Genomic DNA, 24,075 nt, shown 5'->3' on the forward strand with positions numbered 1-24,075 from the left:
CAGAACCACAGGACATCATAAATGACGTTGTGAATGAATACTTAACTGCCTAATGGAGTACCTCGTAAACAAAAAAACCAAAACGCTTAGATAGCGAATTGGTTTTTTAGTATTAAATAGATAAGCGAAAAGCTTTAACAATAATCCCATCATTGGCTGGCTCAAAATCATAGTGAGGCAAACGTTCAAATCCGTGTTTTGTATAAAGCTTAATTGCCTGTATCATGAATTCACCAGTATGTAATCCAAGAAATTGATGATTCTTTGCTTGCGAACGCTGTATGCACTCGGTAATTAATGCAGAAGCGACACCCTTTCCACGTGCCTCAGGACTTACAGCTAGCATTCGTATTTCAGGGTATTCGAGTTCTTCTAACTGACCTTCATATGCGTCTGTATTAGCGGGAAACAAGACTACACTTCCTATAATTTTTCCATCAAGCTCACAGACAATAAGCTCAGAACCATGGAGGCGATCAGCCTCAGATGAAATGGCCTGCTTAAGAGCTTGCCAATGAGCAGCTGGAATTACCCTTGAATGCTCAAGATAAGCAGCAACTCGTTGCTCACGAATAAACTCCAATTCATCCTGTTTTGCATCACGAATTTTCATTACTGATTTCACCTACCCTTTGATCAAGAATTTTTCTTTTTTTCCACTTAACTGCTCACGGTTATGTTCGGAGAGCCATACAGATTCATCTGGTCCTTTAGGAAGAATATTCACTTCTCCTTTTGCAGGATCAATGGTGATCGATAGATGATAATGTCGCTTAATCGCATCAAAATCAGTCGTTTCACCAAAACCAGGAGTCTGGTATAAGTCACGGGCATACCCCCATAAATTGTTAAACTCACGGATCAAATTTCGATTTGTCCGAAAAGCGGAGTAATAAGCAGCATCAAAGCGTGCCAATGTCGTAAATAGGCGGACATCAGAATCCGTAATAAAATCTCCAAATAAGAAACGATGCTTGGACAAACGCTCTTCTAATTCATCTAACCTAGCAAATAATTGATCATAGGCTTGTTCATAGGCCTCCTGAGAACGAGCGAATCCACATTTATATACGCCATTGTTTACATCATGAAAAATGACGTCATTTAATGCATCAATTTCTTCGCGCAAGCTACTCGGATATAAATCAGGAGCATTTTCCTTATGAAAAGGAGCCCAAACGGTTTCAAAATAGTTGGTAAGCTTAACATAATCATTGTTAATCGCTTTTTTGGTTTCAAGATCAACCATGACTGGTACAGTAGGTCTACCTGTATAATCAGGGTCCGCATTCTTATAGACCTCACCCACATACTGAACATTAAGAACAGGATCCACTCCATTTTCATCCAAAGAAAATTCCCAATCTACATGCTCAATTCGAGGTCTAAGTGGACTTACTGTTCCTAAGCTAATTGCTTTTTCTAAACCAAGCACTTTGCGAACGATCACAGAACGGTGTGCCCATGGACATGCGGCCGACCAAAGTAAACGGTAGCGGCCGGACTTAACGGGTAGCTCATCTGGCTGGTTTCCAAAAGGAGTTGTAAAGCGATTTGTTTGACGATTAAACGAGCCATCCCCTTTTATTTCTTCAGGCTTATTGGTTGAAGTAATGTTTGCTTCAGTGGTAATTTTAGGCTTAATGTCTGATTATTTTGTGACACGTCATTCTCTCCCTCATGTACCTTCTATTTAATACACAGTAATTCAATGTGTTTAATGTAATTTACTCATTATCTAAATCATTCGTCAAGTAATGAAACTTATAAGATTCAGTTAATTTTATATGTTTAAACGCAAAAAAATACCCCTTAATAAAAAGGAGTATGATTGAAAGTTATTTCTTAAAAAACGCCTTCCCACCCACTTTTTCAACAAGACGAGGAAAAAGGGTATAAAAAACACTACCTGCATTCATCCAACCCGGCAGGTTAATTTCGCGTTTTGGAGTTAACATGGCACTTACAATTTTAGACGCAACTACATCGGGATCCAGCATAAAACGATTTACATTCTTCGCATAGGTTCCAGACTCATCTGCAATATCGAAAAAACGAGTTCGAATGGGTCCTGGATTTACGGCTGTTACATGAATATTTGTACTCGATAGCTCCATCCGTAAACTATTTGTAAAACCGAGAACCGCATGCTTTGAAGCAGAATAGACACTTGATTTTGGAGTCGCAATTTTGCCAGCCTGTGAAGCAATATTAATAATATGACCTGAGTTTTGCTCAATCATTGTCGGCAATACCATTTTTGTACAGGAAATAAGCCCGAAAACATTCACTTCGAACATTGCCTTCATTTGCTCTATTTTTGCATCGACAACATTGGCAAACACACCAAACCCCGCGTTATTCACAAGGACATCAACCGTTTTTACATGATGTAGGATGTTCTCAAATACTTCTTTGACATTTTCGGCATCACGCACATCTAACTTATAAAATAAACAATCTATCTTGTATTTTTCTTGAATGTTCTGTGCTATTTTTTCCAACTGGTCATAACTACGGGCCAATAGAACGGGAGTAGCCCCCTGCTCTGCAACGAGATAGGCAATTTTTTCACCAATCCCGCTCGAAGCACCCGTAATGACAATTGTTTTTCCTTTAAGTCTTGAATTCATACGACCTTTTTCACCTCAGAAATTTGTTAATTTGAGTGATATATATGTTGTCCGTTCACTACTTCTATCTTAATTTCCCCTAATTCCTCAAGGAAGTCAAGCTGTCCAACTGTTTCAGAAATTGTAAAAAGAGGCTGCCTTAAGTAAACTTTCGGGAATAACCTGGTACATACTTCAAATGCTGTCATCGGCTTTTCCTTGATCATTTTCAGCACATGATAGGCTCGTTCTTTTTGTGAGAGGAATCTTTCTTGAATTAAGTGATGAGCATTCGTAATATCGTCTCCATGCCCTGTTACGACCTTTGACATATCTAGCGTTAGTAGTTTTCTTAAAGAATTATTATATTGAATTAATGGTCTTGGTCTAGCTGTTTCACCAAATTGCGGTGGTTCAAGCAATGGGTTTGGTGAAATTTTAGCTAAAAGGGTATCTCCTGCAATAAGCATTCCATCCTCTTCCCGATAAAGAACAATGTGACTTTGTGCATGCCCAGGCGTCTCTAATACCTTAAAGCCAGATAATCCTTCAATTGTATCTCCTTCTCCAATTGTTGAAGTTAACGTTCTACGGCAAGAATATTCAAATTCTTCATCCATATCGATTAAAGCTGTAAATGATGGATTAAGGCCTAATTGAGTAAAAAGCTCTTTATAAAACGGCTCATTATGTGCAAAGAATTGCTTATCCTGGCTAATCCATGGCTGATTTTTAGGATGACCAATGATAGGGACATCCTTACTAAAAAAGTCAAGAAGCCCAACATGGTCTGGGTGATGATGGGTGATTACAATTTGTTCAATATCAGATGGTGAATAACCTAACTGAGCAAGCTGCTCCTTAAAGGATTGCCACGCTTCCTCTGTTTTTGCACCCGCATCAATTAATGTTAGTGCGTCTCCTTTAACAACATATACATTCACATCCCCGACAGCAAAAGGTGTGGGCAAGGTAATTTTAAAAACATCCTTCGTGGTCGTAAGTTTATTCATAAAAATCTCCTTTGTACGATATCCATATCATTTTGTTACATTTATCCAATATTAGTTTACCTTTTCATTCTCATTTTGTCATTATATTCAAATAATATCTCTGATATGTAAAATAAATTGGGCTCTTTTTTTACTTTTGAACCCTTGACATCCCGCTGAAATCAGTGCATAATGACCAATAATATAAAATTCGCAAAGGCAATGATTAGGACTAGTAAATCCTGTAATGGTGAAAGAGAGTGAGATCCACCGGCTGAAAGATCTCATCGCCCGCTTCTTGATTGAACCTACCTATGAGCTGTTAGGAAAACCTAACCGTTTCCCACGATACGGGTTCAAGTGGAACATTGAAAGTTCATTTTTCAAATGTTAAATAAGGTGGTACCGCGGATAACAGACCTATTCCGTCCTTTATCAAGGATGGAATAGGTCTTTTTACTTTTTAATTGGATCTTTTCTAAAAGATTGTTGCTATTTGACAAAAATAAAAACATTGATTGAAGGCGAAAGGTGGCGACTCCTCGAAAATGCATTCGCATTTTCTTCGTACGTGGGTGATTTCAAGGAAGAAATTCAAAGTCCTGCGGGAAAAGCGTGAGACTTGAGACCCCACAGGAGCGAACAGTAGAACGAAGCCTAAAAGCGCCACGTCCTGTGGCAACGGCTTCGTGACCTGCAGCGAAAATCAATTGTGCCAAAAATAATAAAGTTTGCGAAAACAGCCTTTTAATTTAACGGAGGGATCGTTATGGAAATGAATCAAAATATTGTGTTTGTTGGAGCTGGCTCAATGGCTGAGGCAATGATTTCTGGGATGCTACAAAAGGAGCTCATCTTGCCGAAACAAATTTCTGTAATGAATCGCTCTAACCATACACGATTAGCAGAGCTAAACAAAACCTATGGAGTAACTATTAGTCAAAACCAAAAAGAATCGATTGAAAATGCTGGAATCATCATTCTTGCGATAAAACCAAAGGATGTTGCGGAAGCTATATTAGCCATAAAAGATTATGTCAGTGAAAAACAACTTATCATCTCTGTACTAGCAGGAGTAGCAACAACAACCATAAAGGACTTACTCAACAAAGAGGTGGCAGTCGTACGTGCAATGCCAAACACATCTGCTACTATCGGAAAATCGGCCACTGCCCTGTCCGCAGGAATGCACGCAAACGAAAACCACCTTCTAATAGCGCGCCAATTGTTTCAAACAATTGGAATTGTAACAACAGTAGCAGAAAAGGATCTTCATGCCGTCACAGGCCTGTCAGGAAGTGGTCCAGCCTATGTATATTATTTAGTTGAAGCAATGGAAAAAGCAGCTGATGATATCGGACTCGAAAAAGGAATTGCCAAAGAATTAATTCTTCAAACCATAATTGGTGCAGCGGAAATGCTAAAACATTCATCAAAACAACCCGCTACATTACGAAAAGAAGTAACAAGTCCAGGCGGTACAACAGAAGCAGGAATAAAAGTGTTAGAGCAATGTAATTACCAGCAAGCTATGGTGGCATGTATTAAACGTGCGACTATTCGCTCCGCTGAGCTTGGAGAAGCTATGCTACAATCCGTTTCACAAGAAAATTAAATCAAAATTTTTCATATGTCAGTGGAATTCTGCCGAATCCGAGAAAATAGTGCATGAGGGGTAGGATTTTACTGACTTTTTTGATAAAATTATTTAAAAAATCGAAATAATACAATATGGGGAGATTCTATGAGTGCACCGCTTATAAAAGAAACATCACCACAATTAAGTTTGACGAAAGAGAAAATCTGGACCCGCGATTTTACCCTTATTTGCATCTCAAACTTTTTTATTTTTCTTGGCTTTCAAATGACACTACCAACCATTCCACTTTTTGTAGAACAGCTCGGAGGCAATGACCAACTGATTGGATTAGTCGTTGGATTTTTTACCTTTTCCGCACTTTTAATCAGACCGTTTGCCGGTCATCAATTAGAAAAAAGAGGGCGTCGTTTTGTTTATCTACTTGGGCTTTCCATCTTCGTATTATCTGTTGGTTCCTATGGAATCATCTCAAGCTTATTCTTTTTATTCCTGTTTCGAATCATTCAAGGAATTGGGTGGGGCTTTTCAACAACAGCCTCAGGAACAATCGCCACAGATTTAATCCCTGCCAATAGACGTGGAGAAGGAATGGGCTATTTCGGTCTATTCGGCAATATTGCCCTTGCGTTTGGTCCGTCTTTAGGTCTTACACTTGCTGGTACAATATCCTTTACAAAACTCTTTTCCATTTGTGCCATTCTTGGATTAGTAGCACTCATTCTTTCATCTAGAATCCACTACAAAAAAATCGAGCCGGTAAAAGAAAACCCCAGAAAATGGGACTTTTATGAAAAAACAGCCCTTCCACCTTCAATTCTATTATTCTTTATAACTGTTACATTTGGAGGAATTACTGCCTTTTTACCTATCTATACTTTACAAAAGGAAATACCCGGGATTGAGTGGTATTTTCTTATATTTGCAGTTGCTTTAATGATTTCTCGCACCTTTGCTGGTCGCCTTTATGATTTAAAAGGTCATCGAGCTATTTTTGCACCTGGTGCTTTTTTAATTGTTATAGCTATGATTCTATTAGCTTGGTTACCTAGTAGTCTTGTCCTGTATATTGCCGCATTTCTTTATGGACTTGGTTTTGGTGCCTTGCAACCAGCCCTCCAAGCATGGGCTGTTCAGACAGCACCTGCACACCGCAAAGGAATGGCAAATGCAACCTTTTTTTCATCGTTTGATTTAGGAGTTGGAATCGGTGCAATTACATTCGGTCAACTTTCTCACTTATTAGGGTACCATTCAATCTACATTGCCTCTGCATTCTCTGTTCTCATTTCCATTTTGCTATATTTCATATGGATTGGTAAAACAACAACTTCCGTCTAAGGGGATTCCTCCCCTTTTTCGCTTTTTTGTATATCAAATGCGCCTTGGCGTATTTGCGCCTGATTTTTTTAGGCCCACACGAGGTGGGTCACAAAGACGTTGCCACAGAAAGTGGCGAACTTAGTCTTTGAACCTAGCTCGCAAAATTCCCCCTAAAAAAATCGTGGCATCCGCCGGAGGCTTAACTTTATTCAGCAGAAGTTAAGGGCTTCTGCTGAATAAAGTTAAATACCTTATCATTTCAAAGAAATTTGGATAGAATGGATTTAGGGATTGGAGGTTAGTTATGAGGAGAATCCTATTATTTTTATCCTTTTTATTTTTCTTATATGCGGCTTGGACGGTACTTGATAAACTCGCTGTAAAATCTGATAATCAATCAGTTTTCGATACTATTACGTCTGAGTTCGACCGAGTTTCTGAATCTGAGGAAATCGCATCGATTAAAACAAAATTAAATGATGGAATAGATTATATCGCTACGTTACTGCAAACATTGGAGGAAAAAGCACCGGAAAATTCAATTATTGGTGAGAATGAAATTGAAAAACCAGAGTTACATGTTCCTAGTGAACAGGCTTTTTCGATACACAACATTGAGCTAGGAGAGAGTAAACAAAGTGTAGAAAAGAAGCTTGGTCCCGCGCAACGGACATCATTAAATGAATATGGAACGAACTGGTATACGTATCATGAAAACTACCATAATTTTATGATGGTCGCTTATGACTCTGGTGCTAAGGTTATCGGATTATACACAAATCAAGACCTTATTTCATCAACGAAAGGAATCAAGCGTGGAACACCAAAACAAGATGCTCTCAATCTACTTGGTGAACCTATGACTCGAATCCAAAAAGGATTTGTCTATTATGAATTTCAACAAGATCGGGACTATGACGTCTTCCATATCGATAACACTTATGTCACCCTCTTTTATGATAAACATGAAAATAATACGGTGACTTCAATTCAAATCGTTTCAGAAGCACTCGAACAAAATAGAGAAGATTTTTATACAAATGCCAGTGAACAATTAAAAGAAGGCTTTGAATATCAATTATTTGATCTTACAAATGCATCGAGAGTAAATTACGGATTAGGGGTACTAACTTGGGATGAACACGTGAAGGAAACAGCGCGAAAGCACAGTTTAGACATGGCGGAAAATAACTATTTCAGTCATACAAATTTACAAGGTCAATCTCCTTTTGATCGTATGCTTGAGGATGAAATATTATTTACGATTGCTGGAGAAAATCTCGCGTATGGACAGTTCAGCAGTATTTTCGCCCATGAAGGTTTAATGAATTCCATGGGACATAGGGAAAATATTTTAAAAAAGGAATATACGTATTTAGGGGTTGGGGTTGCCTTTAATACGGAATCTCATCCATATTACACGGAGAACTTTTATACAAAATAAGAAGTCTCACCTATATCCCTCTCAATTTTTGGTTATCCTACCAAAGAGGTGATTTTGTGAAACTGGTACGATTTTTAGTATTACTAGGCCTTCTCATCGGCTTTCACAGTGTGACTCTTGCCCAGCAAACCGATGTTGAGTATGGTCCCTTTACAATTGTCCAAAAGGAATATATTGATTTAGACGGAGATGGTAATAAGGATATTATCGAGTTATATGCGAGAAAAAATCAATACAATCTCGCGAATGAGTGGTCTTTAAAAATCAATGGTGAACAATTAGGTACCTATCATAATAAACAAGATTTATACCAATTGGCAGACATGAAGTTTGCTGATGTCCTTCAAAACGGAAAACAGGATATACTCCTCTATTTTCATTCTGTAGGGAGTGGAGGGATCACCGGGTTAACGGTTCTGAGCTATACAGGTGAAAAAGTTGAGGAAATTTTCAAAGACCCTAATACGTCAGGCTGGTTTGACGAAGCGAAAAAGCGTTTTTCGATGAAATACATGGGAGATTATCAAGTTGAATTTATTGATAAACAGACTGACTTAGAAGCAGTTATTCCGTTATCAGAGGATCGCTACCGAGATTTTCCTGACAAGGAAGAATTAAAAAAACGACTTGAAGCGATCGAAACATGGGTTGACCCGGTTTCCAGCTATCGTTTTGATAAATTAACAAAAATGAAGCCTCAGGAAATCGTGGCAATTCGAGCTGTTTCAGGTATTGCCCATTATGATGTAATTGCGTATTTTGAAACACGATATGTTTTTGATAAACAAATTCAAAAATATGTGCCTTCGAAAGTGGCACTCATTAGTACAGAAACAGGAAAGAAATTAGCGGAAATTCCCTATAAATAAACAGAAGCATCGACAATGTAAGGTCGATGCTTCTTTATTTGATATGCAGAATCGATGAACTTCAAGTTATAACTTGATATACTATTTAACGTAACAAACTACATAGGAGGCTGTGATTTTATGGAAACAGCATTATTCTCACCATATACAATTAAAAATGTCACCTTGAAAAATAGAATTGTGATGTCACCGATGTGTATGTATTCCAGTCATAATGAGGATGGAATGCTTCAGGATTGGCATTATACCCATTATGTAAGCCGAGCTGTCGGTCAGGTTGGACTCATCATGGTGGAGGCAACTGCTGTTACACCACAAGGAAGAATCTCCCCACTGGATTTAGGAATATGGAGCGATAAGCATATACCTGGCTTCAAAAAACTTGTTGAAATGATCAAAGCTCAGGGCGCCAAAACAGCTATCCAAATTGCTCATGCAGGTCGAAAAGCAACTGTTGAAGGAGATATTGTTGCCCCATCTGCAATTGCATTTAATGAAAGATATAAAACTCCAAAAGAATTAACAATTAATGAAATTAAAAAAACAGTCGAAGCATTCAAGGATGGAGCAAGACGTGCAAAAGAGTCTGGCTTTGATATCATCGAAATTCATGGGGCACACGGCTATTTAATTAATGAGTTTTTATCTCCACTTTCAAATAAACGTGAGGATGAATATGGTGGAAACAGCGAAAACCGCTACCGTTTCCTTCAAGAGGTAATCGAGGCAATTAAGGAAGTATGGGATGGTCCATTAATTGTTCGTATATCAGCAAATGATTATACAAACGACGGCTTAACTCCTGACGATTATGTAGACTATGCAAAACGCATGAAAGACCAAGGTGTTGACCTAATCGACGTTAGCTCAGGTGGCGTAGCACCGGCTAAAATTGACGTATATCCTGGATATCAAGTCGTTTTTTCAGATAAAATTCGCAATGATGCGAATATCCCTACCGGTGCAGTAGGTTTAATCACAAAAGCTGTTCAAGCTGAAGAAATTTTAAAAAACAATCGGGCGGATTTAATATTTATTGCACGTGAATTATTACGTGATCCTTACTGGCCAAGAACTGCTGCAAAAGAATTAGGGGTATCCATTGAAAGCCCGAAACAATATGATCGCGGTTGGCTATAAATTTCTTAGGTATGATAAAAGGCACTCTCCTACATGGAAAGTGCCTTGTTTAAATCATTAGAAGCTCTCGAATATCCTCTTCCGTTAGTGTTGTTTTTTCCTCAGATTCAATAAGGTCTGAAATTAGATCTCGCTTCTTTTCTTGTAACTCATTCATTTTCTCTTCAATGGTGCCGCGAGCAAATAGTTTAATTACTTGGACAACCTTTTTCTGACCAATCCGATGGGCGCGGTCTGCAGCTTGTTCTTCTACAGCTGGATTCCACCAAAGGTCATATAAAATAACCGTATCAGCACCCGTCAGGTTCAGACCTGTTCCGCCTGCTTTTAACGAGATTAAAAATAATTCCCGCTCCCCCGCATTATAACGTTGGCATAATTCCACACGTTCATCCGTAGGTGTTTGTCCGTCTAAGTAAAAGAAGGTAAAGCCCCGATTCGTAAGTTCCCTTCCAATCAACTCAAGCATTTTCGTAAACTGAGAGAAAATTAAAACTCTCCTTCCAGACAATTTGGATTCCTCAAGGATTTGAAGAAGTTGCTCAAACTTTGCAGAACTTCCCTTGTAGCCATCCACGAACAAAGCCGGGTGGCAGCAGATTTGCCTCAAGCGGGTTAACCCTGCAAGAATTCGAATTCGATTTTTTCGAATCGTATTCTTATCAAGATGCTTTAATGTATCGTGTCGTAGCTTTGCTAAATAGGCAGCATAAAGCTTTTTTTGTTCAGGTAGTAGCTCTGATGTTTCCATGATTTCAATCTTTTCAGGTAACTCTGCAAGAACATCTTCTTTTACACGGCGCAGCAAAAAGGGTCGAACCCTTCTTGAGATGTCCTTTCTAGTCAAATGACTATATTCCTTTAAGCCCTTAAACAGTTGTGGAAAGACAACATGGTAAATGGACCAGAGTTCCTCGATTGAATTTTCAATCGGGGTCCCGGTTAATCCAAAACGATGATCTGCTTTTATCCGTTTGACTGCCCTCGCTGTTTGGGTCACTGGGTTTTTAAAAGCTTGAGCCTCATCGAAAAATACGGTATGAAAACTTTGAGATTCATACCATTTAATATCACGTCGTAATAACGGATAGGACGTGATAAGAACATCCATACCTTCTTTCTCTTTTTGCAACTCTTTTCGTTCTGCCTTATTCCCATCAATCACAACCGCTTGAAGTTCAGGAGCAAATTTCAATAACTCATGTAGCCAATTATAGGTTAAAGAGGAAGGGCAAACAATGAGTACGGGCTGCTTCTTTTCTCGGATAGTAGCAACTTCCGAAACCATAAAAGCAATGCTCTGCACGGTTTTCCCTAGTCCCATATCATCGGCTAGAACACCGCCAAATCCATAACTAGCCAACGTCTTCATCCATTTGTAGCCCACCTTCTGATAATCTCGTAAAATGGACTCTAAATGCTTCGGAACCTCGATAGATAAATCATTTGGATGTCGGATAGAGTCAAGAAATTGGCGGAATGATTTCTCTGCCGTAAAAATATCACTGTCATCAATTGAGCCTAATAGGGGTAAAACATCAATCATCGGCATATTTAAGGTTGATTCAAAATCATCGTCCTGGACCGGAATAGCATGTAAAAAGCGCTGTATCTCTTCCATTTCTCTCGTTTCAAGTGAGAGTAGTGAACCATTTTTCAAACGATAATACTTTCGTTTTTCCTCAAGGGCAGCTAGAATTTCACGAATTTCCTGGTCAGCAATGCCCTTCATCTCAAATTTGAATTCAAGCCAATTTGTGCGTTCTTTTTTTATCTTCACCCTTATTTTCGGATGTTCATTTTTAGGAATGATGCGATTCCGTATAGCTGTTGTCGCATAAATTTGGCAAAGTGGCTGGAGTCTTGGAATGATATGATATAAAAACTCATATTCAAGTTCCTCATTATGCATATAATATCCGCCTTCAGTTTTTGAAAGACCACTCTCATCCATAATTTGTAGAATTTGATCCTCTTTTTCCACATCTCTGATGATCATGGGACCAGTTGGCAAATCACGATTCTCTAATGGTTGGATGATGATATTTTCATAGTGAAATTCAAGACCTGCAAGCAACTTATGTCTCAGCCGGTCCAAATACAGCTTAGCAACAAGTGGTGTTTTCATCATCTCTTTGGATATGGCTTGAGACATATGAACAACACCAATTTTTTTCAGGCTTGGGACAATTTTCTTAAGAAAAAATGGCGCTTGCTCCTTTTGAATGGGAATATGGTTTGAACCAGGACTCGCGAGCATTTGTTTAAGCTCCAATAATCGGTCACAATCCTCTTCTTCGATTTGATAAAGAAGTCCATCACTAAGGACGGTGTGGTAGGGTTTTAAAATACTCATTCGATTGAACCCCTGAATTCTTAACAGATAGTCATTCTCTTCCCCTTCCTCAAATGAAAAATGAAGTGGAGGTGGCTCCTGAACAAATTGAAGCCCTTCATAGGAATGATCATTGTATTCCAGAAAAATGAAAGGACATTTTGAAAATAAAGGAATGAGCCCTTTCCACGATGATGGAGGAATTAACAATGTTCTAGGACTCCCTTTATAATTTGAATGTCCAGAGATCATGTCTAGAAAAATTTTTTCATCCTCGGTTACTTTCACTAATTGGTGAAGCAGGATATCCGCTTCATGTAAAAAGCAATGAAGATTAGAGTCATATATAAAATTAGATGATATTTCACTTTGCTTCCCCTGTTTTAGATCCTTTAGAAAGTTACGAATGTCATGTATTTTTATCTGTTCGATTTCAATCTCCACGCCAAATAAAATTTCATTCGCAACTTTCACAGGATGAAATATGAAGCGAGCATCTAGGACTTCTCTTTTTTCAAAATGAAGCTGGTGACCACTCGAACGCGTTGGTCGATCTAAAAAAAGCGTCATGAAATCGCTTGTTAGGTTTTCAGTTTTTGATGTCGTGATCACTGAAAATTCGAATGGTTCCTGACTTTGCTGTTCATGAATCGCAATTAAAACTGCTGCAATATGCTGACAATCCTTATCGAAATTCGCAAGTGATGGACAAGTGCATGTGGCTTTTAGCTTTCCATTTGTGTCTTTTTCAATGCTAACATGGAAGTCTTCTGTACCTTTTACGGTGGCTTTGCATTGATCAAATCCGTATTCCGTAAATGTTACTTTATTCGTTCGATAAAAAGCGTCCCCTCTTTTGAAGGAGACGGTCCCACACATTTCTTTGATCATTTTATGATTGATTTTGATATCCACGGTTCCGCTCCTTTCAATTTTTCTAGGGATTACTGTTGATTAAATCCTTGTTTTTTTACAAAGTCCTTCATATACATTCGTTTCGGATTTTCAAGCATATTTGCCATCTGACCGGTCCATGTATCTGAGCGCTTCCCTTTTGTACGTTGTGTATAATAATCTGAAATTGTTTGATTGTAGGTTGCTAACTCTTGTTTATATATAGCTTTGTCTTGCTGGTACTCCTCTTCATGATAAATATGCTCGAATGGAAGTCGTGGCTTTTTAACAGGCATTTGTGCCGGAAAGCCAACAGCAATTCCAAAAAGCGGAATCACAAATCTAGGGATATTTAAAATATCACAAACCTCGTTTAAATTATTACGTAAGCCGCCAATATAGCAAGCACCTAACCCCATTGATTCTGCTGCGAGTACAGCATTCTGTGCAGCTAAAGCAGCATCAATTGTCGCAACCATGAACTTTTCTGTACTCTCCAAAGAGGTCGATAAGTCCTTTTCCTCTATTTCGCTGATAACTTGGTGGCGATAAAGATCTCCACAAAACACGAAGAAATGTCCATTTTCCGCAACATAGGCTTGATTACCAACAATTTCAGCAAGCCTTTGCTTTTTATTTGGATCCTTAACTCCGATAATGGAATAAGCCTGAATAAAGCTAGAGGTTGAGGCTGCTTGGGCACATTCAACAATCGTGCGGATTTGTTCGTCTGTTAATAATTTTTCTTCAAATTTACGAATCGAACGGTGATTCATAATGGTTTCGATAACTGAATTCATGATTATGTATCCTCCTCGTAGTCGGCTTAATCGGTGTGGCTTGACTTAATATCAAACCTAAAAAAATCCTTAGATATATATGTATGTTGAAACACCTGCTGCGCTTCCTCAAGGAGTTTCTGACTGTCCTCTCCTTGATATCGTGAACTAATATGTGTCAATATCAAGTTTTTAACTCCAGCCTGTCTAGCAACCTCTGCTGCCTGAGTAGTCGTCGAGTGAAAATAATCATGAGCTAACTCCGCTTCATTCGAGCTAAAAGTTGCTTCATGAATAAGGAGATCCGCATTTTTTGCTAGTTCAATACTTTCTTGAACATAACGAGTATCGCCTAAAATGGTTACAATACGTCCCTTTTTAGGCGGACCAATATATTCATCCCCATTTATCATACGCCCATCCTCGAGAACGACCGTTTGACCTTCTTTAATTTTTTGATAGATGGGACCAGGTTTAATCCCTTCTTTGGATAGCTTGTCAACTAACAATGTTCCAGGTAGGTCTTTTTCAACGATACGATATCCATAGGATTGAATCCCATGATCTAGCTCTTTTGCAATCACACAAAATTGATCATCTTCAAAAACCACTCCTTCTTCGATTTCAACCACTTTTAGCGGATATCGAATATGAGTCGTACTTACTGTTAATGAAGTGTCAATAAATGCTTTTATCCCTTGTGGACCATAGACGGTTAATAAAGACTCTCCTCCCTGAAAGGAGCGACTTCCTAAAAATCCAGGCAATCCAAAGATATGGTCACCATGTAAATGGGTAATAAAAACCTTTTCTACTTTCCCTGGCTTTATGGATGTATATAAAATTTGATGCTGCGTTGCCTCCCCACAATCAAACAACCAGGTGGCCCTCCGCTCATCAAGCAATTGTAAAGCAATTGAAGTGACATTCCGCTCTTTTGCAGGCACCCCTGCACCCGTTCCTAAAAATACGACTTCCACTTGAGAAATCCTCCAATTAATCGATAAATTTATTACGTTTTCCACTGTTGTCCCATTACTTACTATATCATATTCTGCCTTTTCTTCTCCATATATGCCCTTTAAGTCGTTCTATCGCATATCCATTCCTTGTTAAGGCATACTTAAAGTGAAAACAAAAAAATAATTTGAATTAGTTGATTTACTAAACAAAAAAGTATAAATTAAATAGATAACTAATGCGTGAAAAAATTGGGGGATTATTATGACAAATACAGCACCAAAATCAATCGTGATTATATTTGGAGCAACGGGTGATTTGGCAAACCGAAAGCTCTATCCTTCTATATATAACCTTTATACAAAAGGAAAACTTTCTGAGGATTTTGCAGTTATCGGTGTAGCAAGACGTCCATTAAAAAATGAAGAGTTCCAAGAAAACGTAAGAAATTCAGTTGCCGGACAGTTTGAGGAGCAACGAAATGATATAGAAAAATTCTCAAAGCATTTTTACTACCATCCATTTAATGTGAATGATACTGCTTCTTATAGGGAATTAAAAGTAATTGCAGAGGAATTAGATTCAACTTACAACACAGGTGGAAATAGAATCTTCTACCTCGCAATGGCTCCAGAGTTTTTCGGTACAATTGCGGTCAATTTGAAAACAGAAGGGTTAACCTCAACAGAAGGTTATACAAGACTTGTCATCGAAAAACCATTTGGACATAATTTACCTTCTGCAAAACAACTAAATGAACAGCTGCGTCATGCCTTTTCAGAGGACGAAATCTACCGAATTGACCATTATTTAGGTAAGGAAATGGTTCAAAACATTGAAGTCATCCGTTTTGCAAATGCCATTTTCGAACCACTTTGGAACAATCGTTACATATCCAATATCCAGGTTACTTCAAGTGAGGTCCTTGGTGTAGAAGACCGTGGCGGCTATTATGAAAAATCAGGGGCACTTCGTGATATGGTTCAAAACCATATGCTTCAAATGGTAGCTCTGTTAGCCATGGAACCACCGATAAAATTAAATACAGACGAAATTCGTAGTGAAAAAATAAAGGTATTACGCGCCCTTCGACCATTGGAAGAGGAAGATGTTAAAAAGTACTTTGTTAGAGGGCAATATGATGCGGGCACTATCAATGGAAAAAATGTACCTGGTTATCGCCAGGAGGAAAAAGTAGATCCAAACTCGAATACTGCCACATTTGTAGCCGGCAAGCTGTTAATTGATAATTTCAGATGGGCAGGCGTACCATTCTATATCCGTACAGGGAAGAGAATGAAGGAAAAGTCCACAAAAATTGTGGTTCAGTTTAAGGACATACCGATGGATTTATATTATAAAGAGGAAAATGATCGTCAAAACCCTAACCTTCTTGTCATTAACATTCAACCAGATGAAGGCATCACGCTCTATTTAAATGCGAAAAGACCGGGACAAAATACAATGACATTGCCAGTTAAGCTTGATTATTGTAATAACTGCATCGACGGCATCAATACACCAGAGGCTTACGAAAAGCTTATTTTTGACTGTATGATGGGTGATACAACAAACTTTGCTCACTGGGATGAAGTTGCCCTTTCTTGGCGTTACGTAGACTCCATTTCAAAGGTATGGGAAAATCAAATTGCAACGGAGTTTCCTAATTACCCTTCTGGTTCTAGCGGTCCAAAAGCAGCCGATGAATTATTGGCCGAGGACGGATTCCACTGGTGGCCAGTTGAGGATTAAATAACAAAGACTTATACAATATAAAAAGGCGAAAGAAGCATCAAATGCTTTTTTCGCCTTTCTCTTTACCATTTATTAATTTAGCTCAGGCCAGTACTCTTTATTAGCTTCAATTAAATCGTCTAAATTTCGTTTGCTACTTTTGCACTAGGAACTGTTTTTGAAAGTGTTAAAGCCTGCCATAATTTTTGATAACTGCACTCAATATAGGCTTGCACGACTAATTTTTCGACAGTCACCTGTTGGTACATTAACGCTCTTTGGAATTCAGGGATCTTACCTTGACTTAATGGCTCCGGACCATCACTTCCAACAATACATGGAACTTCCACCATTGCATCATCATCAAAGTTCGCAATAGCTCCATTGTTTTCTACAATCAACAGCATTCTTTCGTGCGTGTTAAAGGCCATTGCAGTAGCTAAGTCAACCACAAAGGTTGCGTGTGCTCCCCTCTCAAATTCACAGCATTAAGATTTTGCTTTCCTCTTTCTCCTAGTCATAGATAACATTTAAACCTATCATTTTGTGTAATCATCACTTATATAATTTAGCAAATAGCAGTAATCCATAATGATATATTTGTTTAATTGTCAAGTCAGACTAAGAAGGGGGGACAGGGGGAGGAAACGATGCAAGGTAGTGGCTCAACAATATATACAATAAAAAGGACCTCTGGATTTAACCTAAGGTCAGGATGTTAATTATCTAATTTTATTAAGAATTTCATTCACTTTATCTAATTTTTTCTTTCTTTCATTTGGTTCAACAGTAAGTCCATTTTTGATCTGTATGGTTTTAAAGTTAAAGAATTGTACACCATCTGATTTTAACTCTACAGTATTTATATTATCCTTTCTCATAATAATATTGTCTTTTTCTTTCTCAATTGGAGCAACAATAAGCTGGCTTTTCTCCTTTTCAAGTAAAAGATAATCTTTATTGTTATAATTAAAAATAACATATTCTTCTTCATTTTCTGCTTGGGTGTATCCATAATTAAAAAAGATAATTGCTAATAAATATAACATAGCCAATCCTAAAATAACTCTTGTGTTCAACCTACTTCTGCTCCAAAGACCTGTTAATAGATTTTCTTTTCCAATAGCCACAATAGGCTTTAATATTTTTTCAATATGATTTTTGAAAATGAAGCATAGTAAAGTAGAAATCAGTAAAATGCATAACAGGATAGAAAAAAACATTCTGTAATTTCCCATTATATTTGTAAGGTTATCTCCTGTACCTAGAATAATAAATGGAAGCCAGCAAACTATAAATGATATCAAGACTAAATTTGATACCATTACAAGAAAACTCTCAATTACCTCATTATCATAATCTTTATAAAACTTCTTGTATCCCACTCTCGCTAAAAAATATATAATTTTTCCTACAGCAAATACTAAGACAATTATTAATAATAAAGATGTAATATCAAATAATGAACCTGTTAGACTATTAATATTTAAATCAATATTTGTTAAGCCCTCAATACCATAAAAAGTATTTTTACCCTTTTGGTATGCTAAAGATATTAAGTAAGATACACTAGTAATAATTGCAAGAATGAATGCTGTATCTTTAAGATACTCATGTTTTTCCTGCTGACTATATTCTAAGGTTTCATCACCTTTTTTATATGATTCACTTCCATTTGTTACAAATTTCCCCTTTTTACTTGATACATTTTCATTATGATTCTTACTACTGCTTTCTTTTTTACTTTTGACCTTTCCTCTCTTTTCCAAATACTCTCACCTTTTTTCTTATATCTTTTCTATTTGCTCCACAACATTAGATTAAATTAATCCTGATAAAGCTGTAGGAATTGATATTGATATCAATTCCTTCAGCTTTTAGTCTTATTATTCTGCTGTTTTTAATAGCTTATCTAATATTTCTTTCTTATCCTAAAACTATCCATAATGGATTTGCTTATGACAGACTAAGCAGAGTGAAACTATATTAGCATGGATGTCTAGAATATTATCATACTGCTCCTGATATTGCATTGGTATTAAGTAATGAGCCTCTACATAATTCTCTCCATTAAATTTAGAAATAAAATGCTGATGTTTATTGTCAAACTCCAATAAATAATCTGCATAAGCCAAAGCCTCACTTGCATACTTAGGATTTCTGATCCATACTTTCCTATTATTTACTGACCGGTGATTATGTTGGTCTTTTGACTTAGGATTATCAGTAAGGTGTTTTTCGAACTCCTGCTCCTCTTTAAATAGGTCAGTTTGTAACTCAGATTCATAGTAATACTCAATATATTTTAAAATAATTAAGAGCTACACTATACATTCTGTGTACTTTTTCATTCTTCTGTTTAAACTCAGGAACTTTAAGAATTGAATCAATAAATGCTTGTATCTAATTTTGTTGGTATTTTACCAATAGCTTTAGAATATCTACCAATGGAGTAAGGTTTTATATTTGTATAAATTTTACCATTTAGCAAAAGAATCTTTATTCATTATCTTTACCTCATTCCCCAGTACCCCTATATTTTTGTTTAACTAAGAGAAAGCTACAAGCTCAAAAAATAAACATTATCCCCAAAAAGCAAAAAGGAGCTAAGTGGTTTTATAGCTCCTCTTACTCAATCTATTTCTTACTGCTATCTCTCCAATCTAAAGTAGTTAATAACTTGTCTTTAGATAATTGGAGCACTTTCTTATCCTTTAAAGTCTTTTGGGTTGTCTTGTTATACATATCAATAATGTCAATTGCAATAAACACTTGTTTAGACATAGAGTTGTAAAATTTTATAATTTGTTCGACAGCTTCTTTTTCAATATTCTTGAATAAGAAAGAGTCATGCATGATAAAAGGTAGTTTAGTTAGGGATAAAATTGCCAAGTCAAATATTAATAAGTTGGTATAGGCTTTCCCAGTACCTGTATTATCAAAAAACTCATAATCATATTTACTGTAAGTTAAATTTAATTCAGGTGCAGTCCTTTTGTCCTCATGAATAAAGTCATTAATCTCTCTTAATTTTGTATTAATGGCTTTGTTAATTTCTTGAACTATTTTTTCTTTCAACACTTCAAGTTCATCTTTCTTGGTTTTAATATCCCCTTTTATTCCTGACAACTTTTTGTAATACTGATTTTCTAATTGGAGGTTCTTTAACCTTGATGACAATTCAATTAAGCTATCAATAAATAAATTAAGTTCTTCATCAGGGTTTAATAACTGCTCTTGCTTTGTGATAATTATATTGATTTTTTTCTCTATCTCATCTATTTTGTTTGCTAACTCTTTTTTTGCATTCTCCAGCTCTTCAGTAAGAATGGAAGTGATGCCCTGGTGGAATGATTCTATATTCTGCAATTTTTCTAGATTTACATCTGGGAAAAATTCTAGGAGAGATTCAAACTCAGCAGTTGTTGTTCTTTTTATAGTTCTAGTTGTCCTATTTAACCTAGAGATATAATATTCTCTCTCATCTATAAGTTTTTTCTTCTCTTTTCTAAGGTTAATCATTTCTTCAGATACAATTTCTTTAATATCACCTGATGGGCTATATACATTTTTTCCTAATCTTTCTATTTCTTTAAGTAGAGATTCAATTTCTTTTTCATTTTTGCTAAATTCCTTCTTAGTAATTTTTGGAATCAATTTATGTTTCCCGGCACTATTTAGTACTTTTTTTTGCTCTTCTAATTTTTTTAGCTCTTTATCATGAATTTCAATTGCACCATATTTATCAAAAAGTTGAATTAAGCTTGTTACAGTTTGACTAAAATTCTCTTGTGGAAAACTATGTAGAGGTTTCTTAACATTATAGTTTTCCTTTCCCCAAACTCTAGAGAAAGTTACTTACAGCTGCCCTAAAAGTTAATTGGTCTGATTCTATTCCATAGAGTAACTTTAGTTCCTTTGTAAAATCATTAATTGTGATTTGTTCTAGATTTTCATAGTTTTTGTTACTCCTATAAACTACATCCGGTTTTTCTGTACCTCTTACATAATGGAATTCATTGTTGTTGAATATAAAAGTTGATCCAAAATTATGATGCCCTAAGTTTGTTATAACATCACTATTATATGAGGTATATGTATTACCTCCAAAGATAAAATCCAAAATCATAAGTAATGTAGATTTACCAATAGAGTTAGAGCCATTATTATCACCTAATACTACATTTAACCCCACATGAAACTCTATAGTCTCCTCAGAAAATATTGCACTCTTAATCCTTGTTAACATATGTAACTACTCCTTTATCAATATCTACTTTAATTGCTTCAAGTAGAAATAAAACATCAAGTGCATAAATAAATTCATCTATTTCATCAAAATCATTTTGTGTAGTAAAGAATAATTCTTTTACTGTCATTTCTTCCTTTGATAAACATTTAAGGATAATTGGCATTTTCCCTATAATTGACTCACTTAAACTAATTACCTTGTTAGGCACTATCATGAAAACACCTCACAGTTTTGAACAAAAAAAGAAATAATAATGCCACATGCACCTAGGTTGCTGTTACCAGTTTTTTTAGAGAGCCACTCAGTAAGTTGCCCATAAATCACTTCTTGTGATGACTCAATTCTACTTAGACTGTTATAAAATGCACTTACTTGTGAGGCAATTGCATTAAATGACCTAGGATATGAACTATCTAATTGAGCAAATTGCTCTTTTATATAGTAATAGTATTCAGTTATTTCATTTCTTATCCTCATCTTTGTAATTCTTGTTAGTGTTTCATTTGCTTTCTCATCCAACTTTAAGGCTTTCATCTCTAATGGTTTAAGTTCAGATTCATTAAACTCCTCTACAAGCATTTTTATAACTTCTTTTATTTCTGATTCAATTTGATAATCAACATACTTTGCTCTTGTTTCACTCTTTGACAATATGTTTTTCTTGATGTTTAATAACAATCTATATTCCTCAATTGTTCTTGGATTATCAAACTTTTTGTGACAATCACCACATAAAGCTATAAAATTTCTTATGTTATTTACATCATCATGCAATCGCTCTTCATCCTTTAATAATTCAATCTCATCCTTTATAGGATTAAGAGGATAAATATGAGCACCTTCCCACAACTTATAATTCCTACCTTTTTTCTCATACATAAGTGGTTTTGTGCAGAATGGACACATATTTTCAACCTCTGCAAGTAAAATTGCATTCTCATGAGGAGTTAGGTTTCTTCTATCAGGCATTTAAATTACACCACCTTTATGCCACAGTACAATTTATCTATAATTCTACAAAAATCTACCAAATCCTCTTTTTAAAACAAAACGGAAGAAAAGAGCTAGGTTGCTATACCTGCTCTTTATATTCTATATTATTTAGTTTTATTATCTCCTTTAAAACTTGTTAAACCCTTGAAGTATGCAGTATGTATTTTGTTATAAAAAAAAAGATTAAACGATACTTCTCATTTCCATAATATCTACCCTTTATATAAAATGTAGGAAATAGGTTGCATCACCTAATCACTTAAAAAATCCTTTTCGAAGCTGGTTCCATGTTCATTATTTCGAGGATTTTTATCTTTTGGAAGCTTGATTCCTTTTGACAGAATATCATTTCCATACTTGCCTTTCAATTTATCAATTACTTTTAATAAAGGTTCTTTTTTTGCTTCTTTTTCATAGGAAAACAAATCAAGCTGTTTAAATGCCTCATGTTTCTCAACTAATTCCTGTGCAGTGACACCTAGCAATCGAATCGGTTCCCCGTTCCAATGTTTTTTCCAAAGGCGCTTGGCAGCCTGAAAAATTTCAATATCTTGATCAATTGGATTCTCAAGTTTCCTGCTTCTTGTTACTGTCTTTCGATCTGAATAGCGAATCATCAACTGGACATTATTTGTTAACATGTCCTTTCGCCTAATCCGTCCCCCTACCGAATTTGAAAGTCTTTTAATGACACCGAGAAGCTCCTCTTCATCTGTTGAGTCATATGGTAATGTTGTTGAATTTCCGATACTTTTAAACTCCGAAATGGCATCGGGGTCAACTGGGCGATTATCCATTCCATTTGCCCTTTGTTTTAATCTCTCCCCATTAATACCTAACAATTGCTTTAATTGAATATCATTCCCTTTCGCAAGATCACCAATTGTATGAATATGAATCGTCGATAACTTCTCCGCGGTCCTTGATCCCACTCCATGCATATCACCGACGGGCATTGGCCAAAGGACCTTAGGAACATCTCGTTTGCGTAAAACTGTAATTCCCAACGGCTTTTTCATATCGGATGCCATCTTTGCTAGAAATTTATTCGGCGCAATTCCAATACTACAAGGAAGAAGCAGTGTCTTTTGTACCGTATTTTGAATAGATGTCGCAATTTCAAGAGGAGACCCTTTTTCAAAGCAGTCCGTAATATCAAGATAACCCTCATCGATTGAAACAGGTTCAACTAAGTCTGTATATGAACGTAGAATATCAAACATCGCTAGTGACGCTCTCCGGTAACGTTCAAAATTTGGTTTTCGGACAATGAGATTTGGACATTTTCGTTTCGCTTCCCATAAGGGCATCGTCGTTTTCACACCAAAGGCACGTGCCTCGTAACTACAGGTGATAATAATGCCTTTACGCTCCTCTACATTCCCAGCTATAGCTAAAGGTTTACCCTGTAAGGAAGGGTCGTATGCCATTTCAACCGATGCATAGAAGCTGTTCATATCCACATGTAGGATTACCTTTCCGTTTTTCGGATACATTTCTTTCATGTTATGCACTTCCCTAATCATCCACTATCTCTAGTTTATCATAGAAAAAGCCACCTATTCTAATGGTGGCTGTGAATATGATCCTCTATTCGATTGAATCCTTCTAAACCATAAAATAGTTTGTGAGGGTCTAGTAATGTTACCAATCTACCCTCTAATGTCGCAACTCCAGTAATATAAGAGGAAAGTTGGTAAGTTACATTCAATGGTTTCACTTGATTTTGTGGGATATCAATTATTTCTTTGGCATCATCAACAAGTAAACCAACAGATAGTGTATCCGTTTTGGCAACGATGATTTTTGTTTTATCCGTATGATTTATTGATTTATTAAATAAAATAATTCCCGTATCCACAATTGGAACAAGTTCATCTCGTATGGTTAGCACGCCTAGCATATAGTTTGGCATTTGTGGTATAGCATTAAGCGCCTGTGCTCTTTCTATGGAAATCACGTTTAAAACAGGGACACCATATTCCTCATCACCTGCTGAAAAAACAACAACTTTTTGGTCATCCATCATTACTTTCACCTCTACCGTAGTAACAACAATCTATATTCTCTTTCTATCATACTTTACCCGTTCTGGAAAAGAAATAAAAAAAGCGAAACTCCTCTACAAATCGGAATTTCGCAATATAGAAT

General features: G+C 36.5%; 20 protein-coding genes, 1 pseudogene and 1 other annotated feature. Of the genes and pseudogenes, 6 read left to right on the forward strand and 15 right to left on the reverse strand.

Annotated elements, in window-relative coordinates:
- Positions 1–112: 112 nt before the first annotated feature.
- From RGU12_RS15005 to RGU12_RS15020, 4 genes are all read right to left on the reverse strand, one after another.
- Positions 113–613, reverse strand: a complete 501-nt coding sequence (locus RGU12_RS15005; protein WP_309536801.1) for a GNAT family N-acetyltransferase — start codon at positions 611–613, stop codon at positions 113–115.
- A gap of 12 nt (positions 614–625) precedes the next feature.
- Positions 626–1,615, reverse strand: a complete 990-nt coding sequence (locus RGU12_RS15010; protein ID WP_309538263.1) for a glutathione S-transferase family protein — start codon at positions 1,613–1,615, stop codon at positions 626–628.
- Positions 1,616–1,838: 223 nt separating this feature from the next.
- A complete protein-coding gene (locus RGU12_RS15015; RefSeq protein WP_309536802.1) occupies positions 1,839–2,633 on the reverse strand; it encodes an SDR family NAD(P)-dependent oxidoreductase in 795 nt (264 codons plus the stop codon).
- Positions 2,634–2,659: 26 nt separating this feature from the next.
- Positions 2,660–3,625 carry an MBL fold metallo-hydrolase gene (locus tag RGU12_RS15020; RefSeq protein ID WP_309536803.1) on the reverse strand — a complete coding sequence of 322 codons (966 nt, stop codon included), beginning with the start codon at positions 3,623–3,625 and terminating at the stop codon, positions 2,660–2,662.
- Between the two features lie 192 nt (positions 3,626–3,817).
- Positions 3,818–4,040, forward strand: a binding site (T-box leader).
- A 333-nt stretch (positions 4,041–4,373) separates the two neighbouring features.
- Between RGU12_RS15020 and proI the strand changes: the two genes are divergently transcribed.
- The 5 genes from proI to namA all read left to right on the forward strand — a co-directional run bounded on the left by proI (position 4,374) and on the right by namA (position 9,977).
- Positions 4,374–5,219 carry a pyrroline-5-carboxylate reductase ProI gene (gene proI, locus RGU12_RS15025; RefSeq protein ID WP_309536804.1) on the forward strand — a complete coding sequence of 282 codons (846 nt, stop codon included), beginning with the start codon at positions 4,374–4,376 and terminating at the stop codon, positions 5,217–5,219.
- 129 nt (positions 5,220–5,348) lie between these two features.
- Positions 5,349–6,542, forward strand: a complete 1,194-nt coding sequence (locus tag RGU12_RS15030; protein WP_309536805.1) for an MFS transporter — start codon at positions 5,349–5,351, stop codon at positions 6,540–6,542.
- A gap of 286 nt (positions 6,543–6,828) precedes the next feature.
- Positions 6,829–7,968: a CAP domain-containing protein gene (locus RGU12_RS15035; protein WP_309536806.1), complete on the forward strand. Its 1,140-nt coding sequence runs from the start codon at positions 6,829–6,831 to the stop codon at positions 7,966–7,968.
- Between the two features lie 56 nt (positions 7,969–8,024).
- Positions 8,025–8,837 (forward strand): YybI family spore inner coat protein, encoded by an 813-nt coding sequence (locus tag RGU12_RS15040; protein WP_309536807.1) that lies wholly within the window; start codon positions 8,025–8,027, stop codon positions 8,835–8,837.
- Between the two features lie 120 nt (positions 8,838–8,957).
- On the forward strand, positions 8,958–9,977 hold the full coding sequence (namA, locus tag RGU12_RS15045; protein ID WP_309536808.1) for an NADPH dehydrogenase NamA: 1,020 nt from the start codon (positions 8,958–8,960) through the stop codon (positions 9,975–9,977).
- 49 nt (positions 9,978–10,026) lie between these two features.
- On the opposite strand, the gene RGU12_RS15050 is transcribed toward namA, so the two are convergent.
- The 3 genes from RGU12_RS15050 to rnz are packed head-to-tail and all read right to left on the reverse strand — an operon-like array spanning position 10,027 to position 14,965.
- Positions 10,027–13,227: an SNF2 helicase associated domain-containing protein gene (locus RGU12_RS15050; RefSeq protein ID WP_309536809.1), complete on the reverse strand. Its 3,201-nt coding sequence runs from the start codon at positions 13,225–13,227 to the stop codon at positions 10,027–10,029.
- A gap of 29 nt (positions 13,228–13,256) precedes the next feature.
- Entirely contained in the window at positions 13,257–14,006 is a 750-nt protein-coding gene (gene nfsA, locus RGU12_RS15055; RefSeq protein WP_309536810.1) for an oxygen-insensitive NADPH nitroreductase, read from the reverse strand.
- Positions 14,007–14,032: 26 nt separating this feature from the next.
- Positions 14,033–14,965 carry a ribonuclease Z gene (rnz, locus tag RGU12_RS15060; protein WP_309536811.1) on the reverse strand — a complete coding sequence of 311 codons (933 nt, stop codon included), beginning with the start codon at positions 14,963–14,965 and terminating at the stop codon, positions 14,033–14,035.
- A gap of 244 nt (positions 14,966–15,209) precedes the next feature.
- Here rnz and zwf point away from each other — a divergent pair, with 244 nt between their 5' ends.
- Positions 15,210–16,697 carry a glucose-6-phosphate dehydrogenase gene (gene zwf / locus RGU12_RS15065; protein ID WP_309536812.1) on the forward strand — a complete coding sequence of 496 codons (1,488 nt, stop codon included), beginning with the start codon at positions 15,210–15,212 and terminating at the stop codon, positions 16,695–16,697.
- 75 nt (positions 16,698–16,772) lie between these two features.
- Here zwf and RGU12_RS15070 read toward each other — a convergent pair.
- The 8 genes and pseudogenes from RGU12_RS15070 to RGU12_RS15105 form a co-directional block, all read right to left on the reverse strand.
- Positions 16,773–17,143 (reverse strand): annotated as a pseudogene (locus RGU12_RS15070) (family 4 glycosyl hydrolase); the annotation flags it as partial.
- Positions 17,144–17,401: 258 nt separating this feature from the next.
- Positions 17,402–18,448: a G protein-coupled receptor family protein gene (locus RGU12_RS15075; protein ID WP_309536813.1), complete on the reverse strand. Its 1,047-nt coding sequence runs from the start codon at positions 18,446–18,448 to the stop codon at positions 17,402–17,404.
- Between the two features lie 868 nt (positions 18,449–19,316).
- Positions 19,317–20,336, reverse strand: a complete 1,020-nt coding sequence (locus RGU12_RS15080) for a DUF2326 domain-containing protein (protein ID WP_309536814.1) — start codon at positions 20,334–20,336, stop codon at positions 19,317–19,319.
- 187 nt (positions 20,337–20,523) lie between these two features.
- Complete coding sequence (locus RGU12_RS15085) at positions 20,524–20,928, reverse strand: ATP-binding protein (protein ID WP_309536815.1); 405 nt, start codon at positions 20,926–20,928, stop codon at positions 20,524–20,526.
- Positions 20,912–21,145, reverse strand: a complete 234-nt coding sequence (locus RGU12_RS15090; RefSeq protein ID WP_309536816.1) for an ABC-three component system middle component 7 — start codon at positions 21,143–21,145, stop codon at positions 20,912–20,914. Before RGU12_RS15090 ends, RGU12_RS15085 begins: the two co-directional genes overlap by 17 nt.
- The gene (locus RGU12_RS15095) at positions 21,142–21,900 is read right to left on the reverse strand and encodes an ABC-three component system protein (RefSeq protein ID WP_309536817.1); all 759 of its coding nucleotides are present in this window, start codon (positions 21,898–21,900) and stop codon (positions 21,142–21,144) included. Before RGU12_RS15095 ends, RGU12_RS15090 begins: the two co-directional genes overlap by 4 nt.
- A gap of 275 nt (positions 21,901–22,175) precedes the next feature.
- A complete protein-coding gene (locus RGU12_RS15100) occupies positions 22,176–23,429 on the reverse strand; it encodes a DNA polymerase IV (protein ID WP_309536818.1) in 1,254 nt (417 codons plus the stop codon).
- Between the two features lie 59 nt (positions 23,430–23,488).
- On the reverse strand, positions 23,489–23,950 hold the full coding sequence (locus RGU12_RS15105) for a chemotaxis protein CheW (protein ID WP_309536819.1): 462 nt from the start codon (positions 23,948–23,950) through the stop codon (positions 23,489–23,491).
- Between the last annotated feature and the right edge of the window lie 125 nt (positions 23,951–24,075).

The sequence above is a fragment of the Ferdinandcohnia sp. QZ13 genome, from assembly GCF_031324165.1.
GTDB lineage: Bacteria > Bacillota > Bacilli > Bacillales > Bacillaceae_L > Ferdinandcohnia.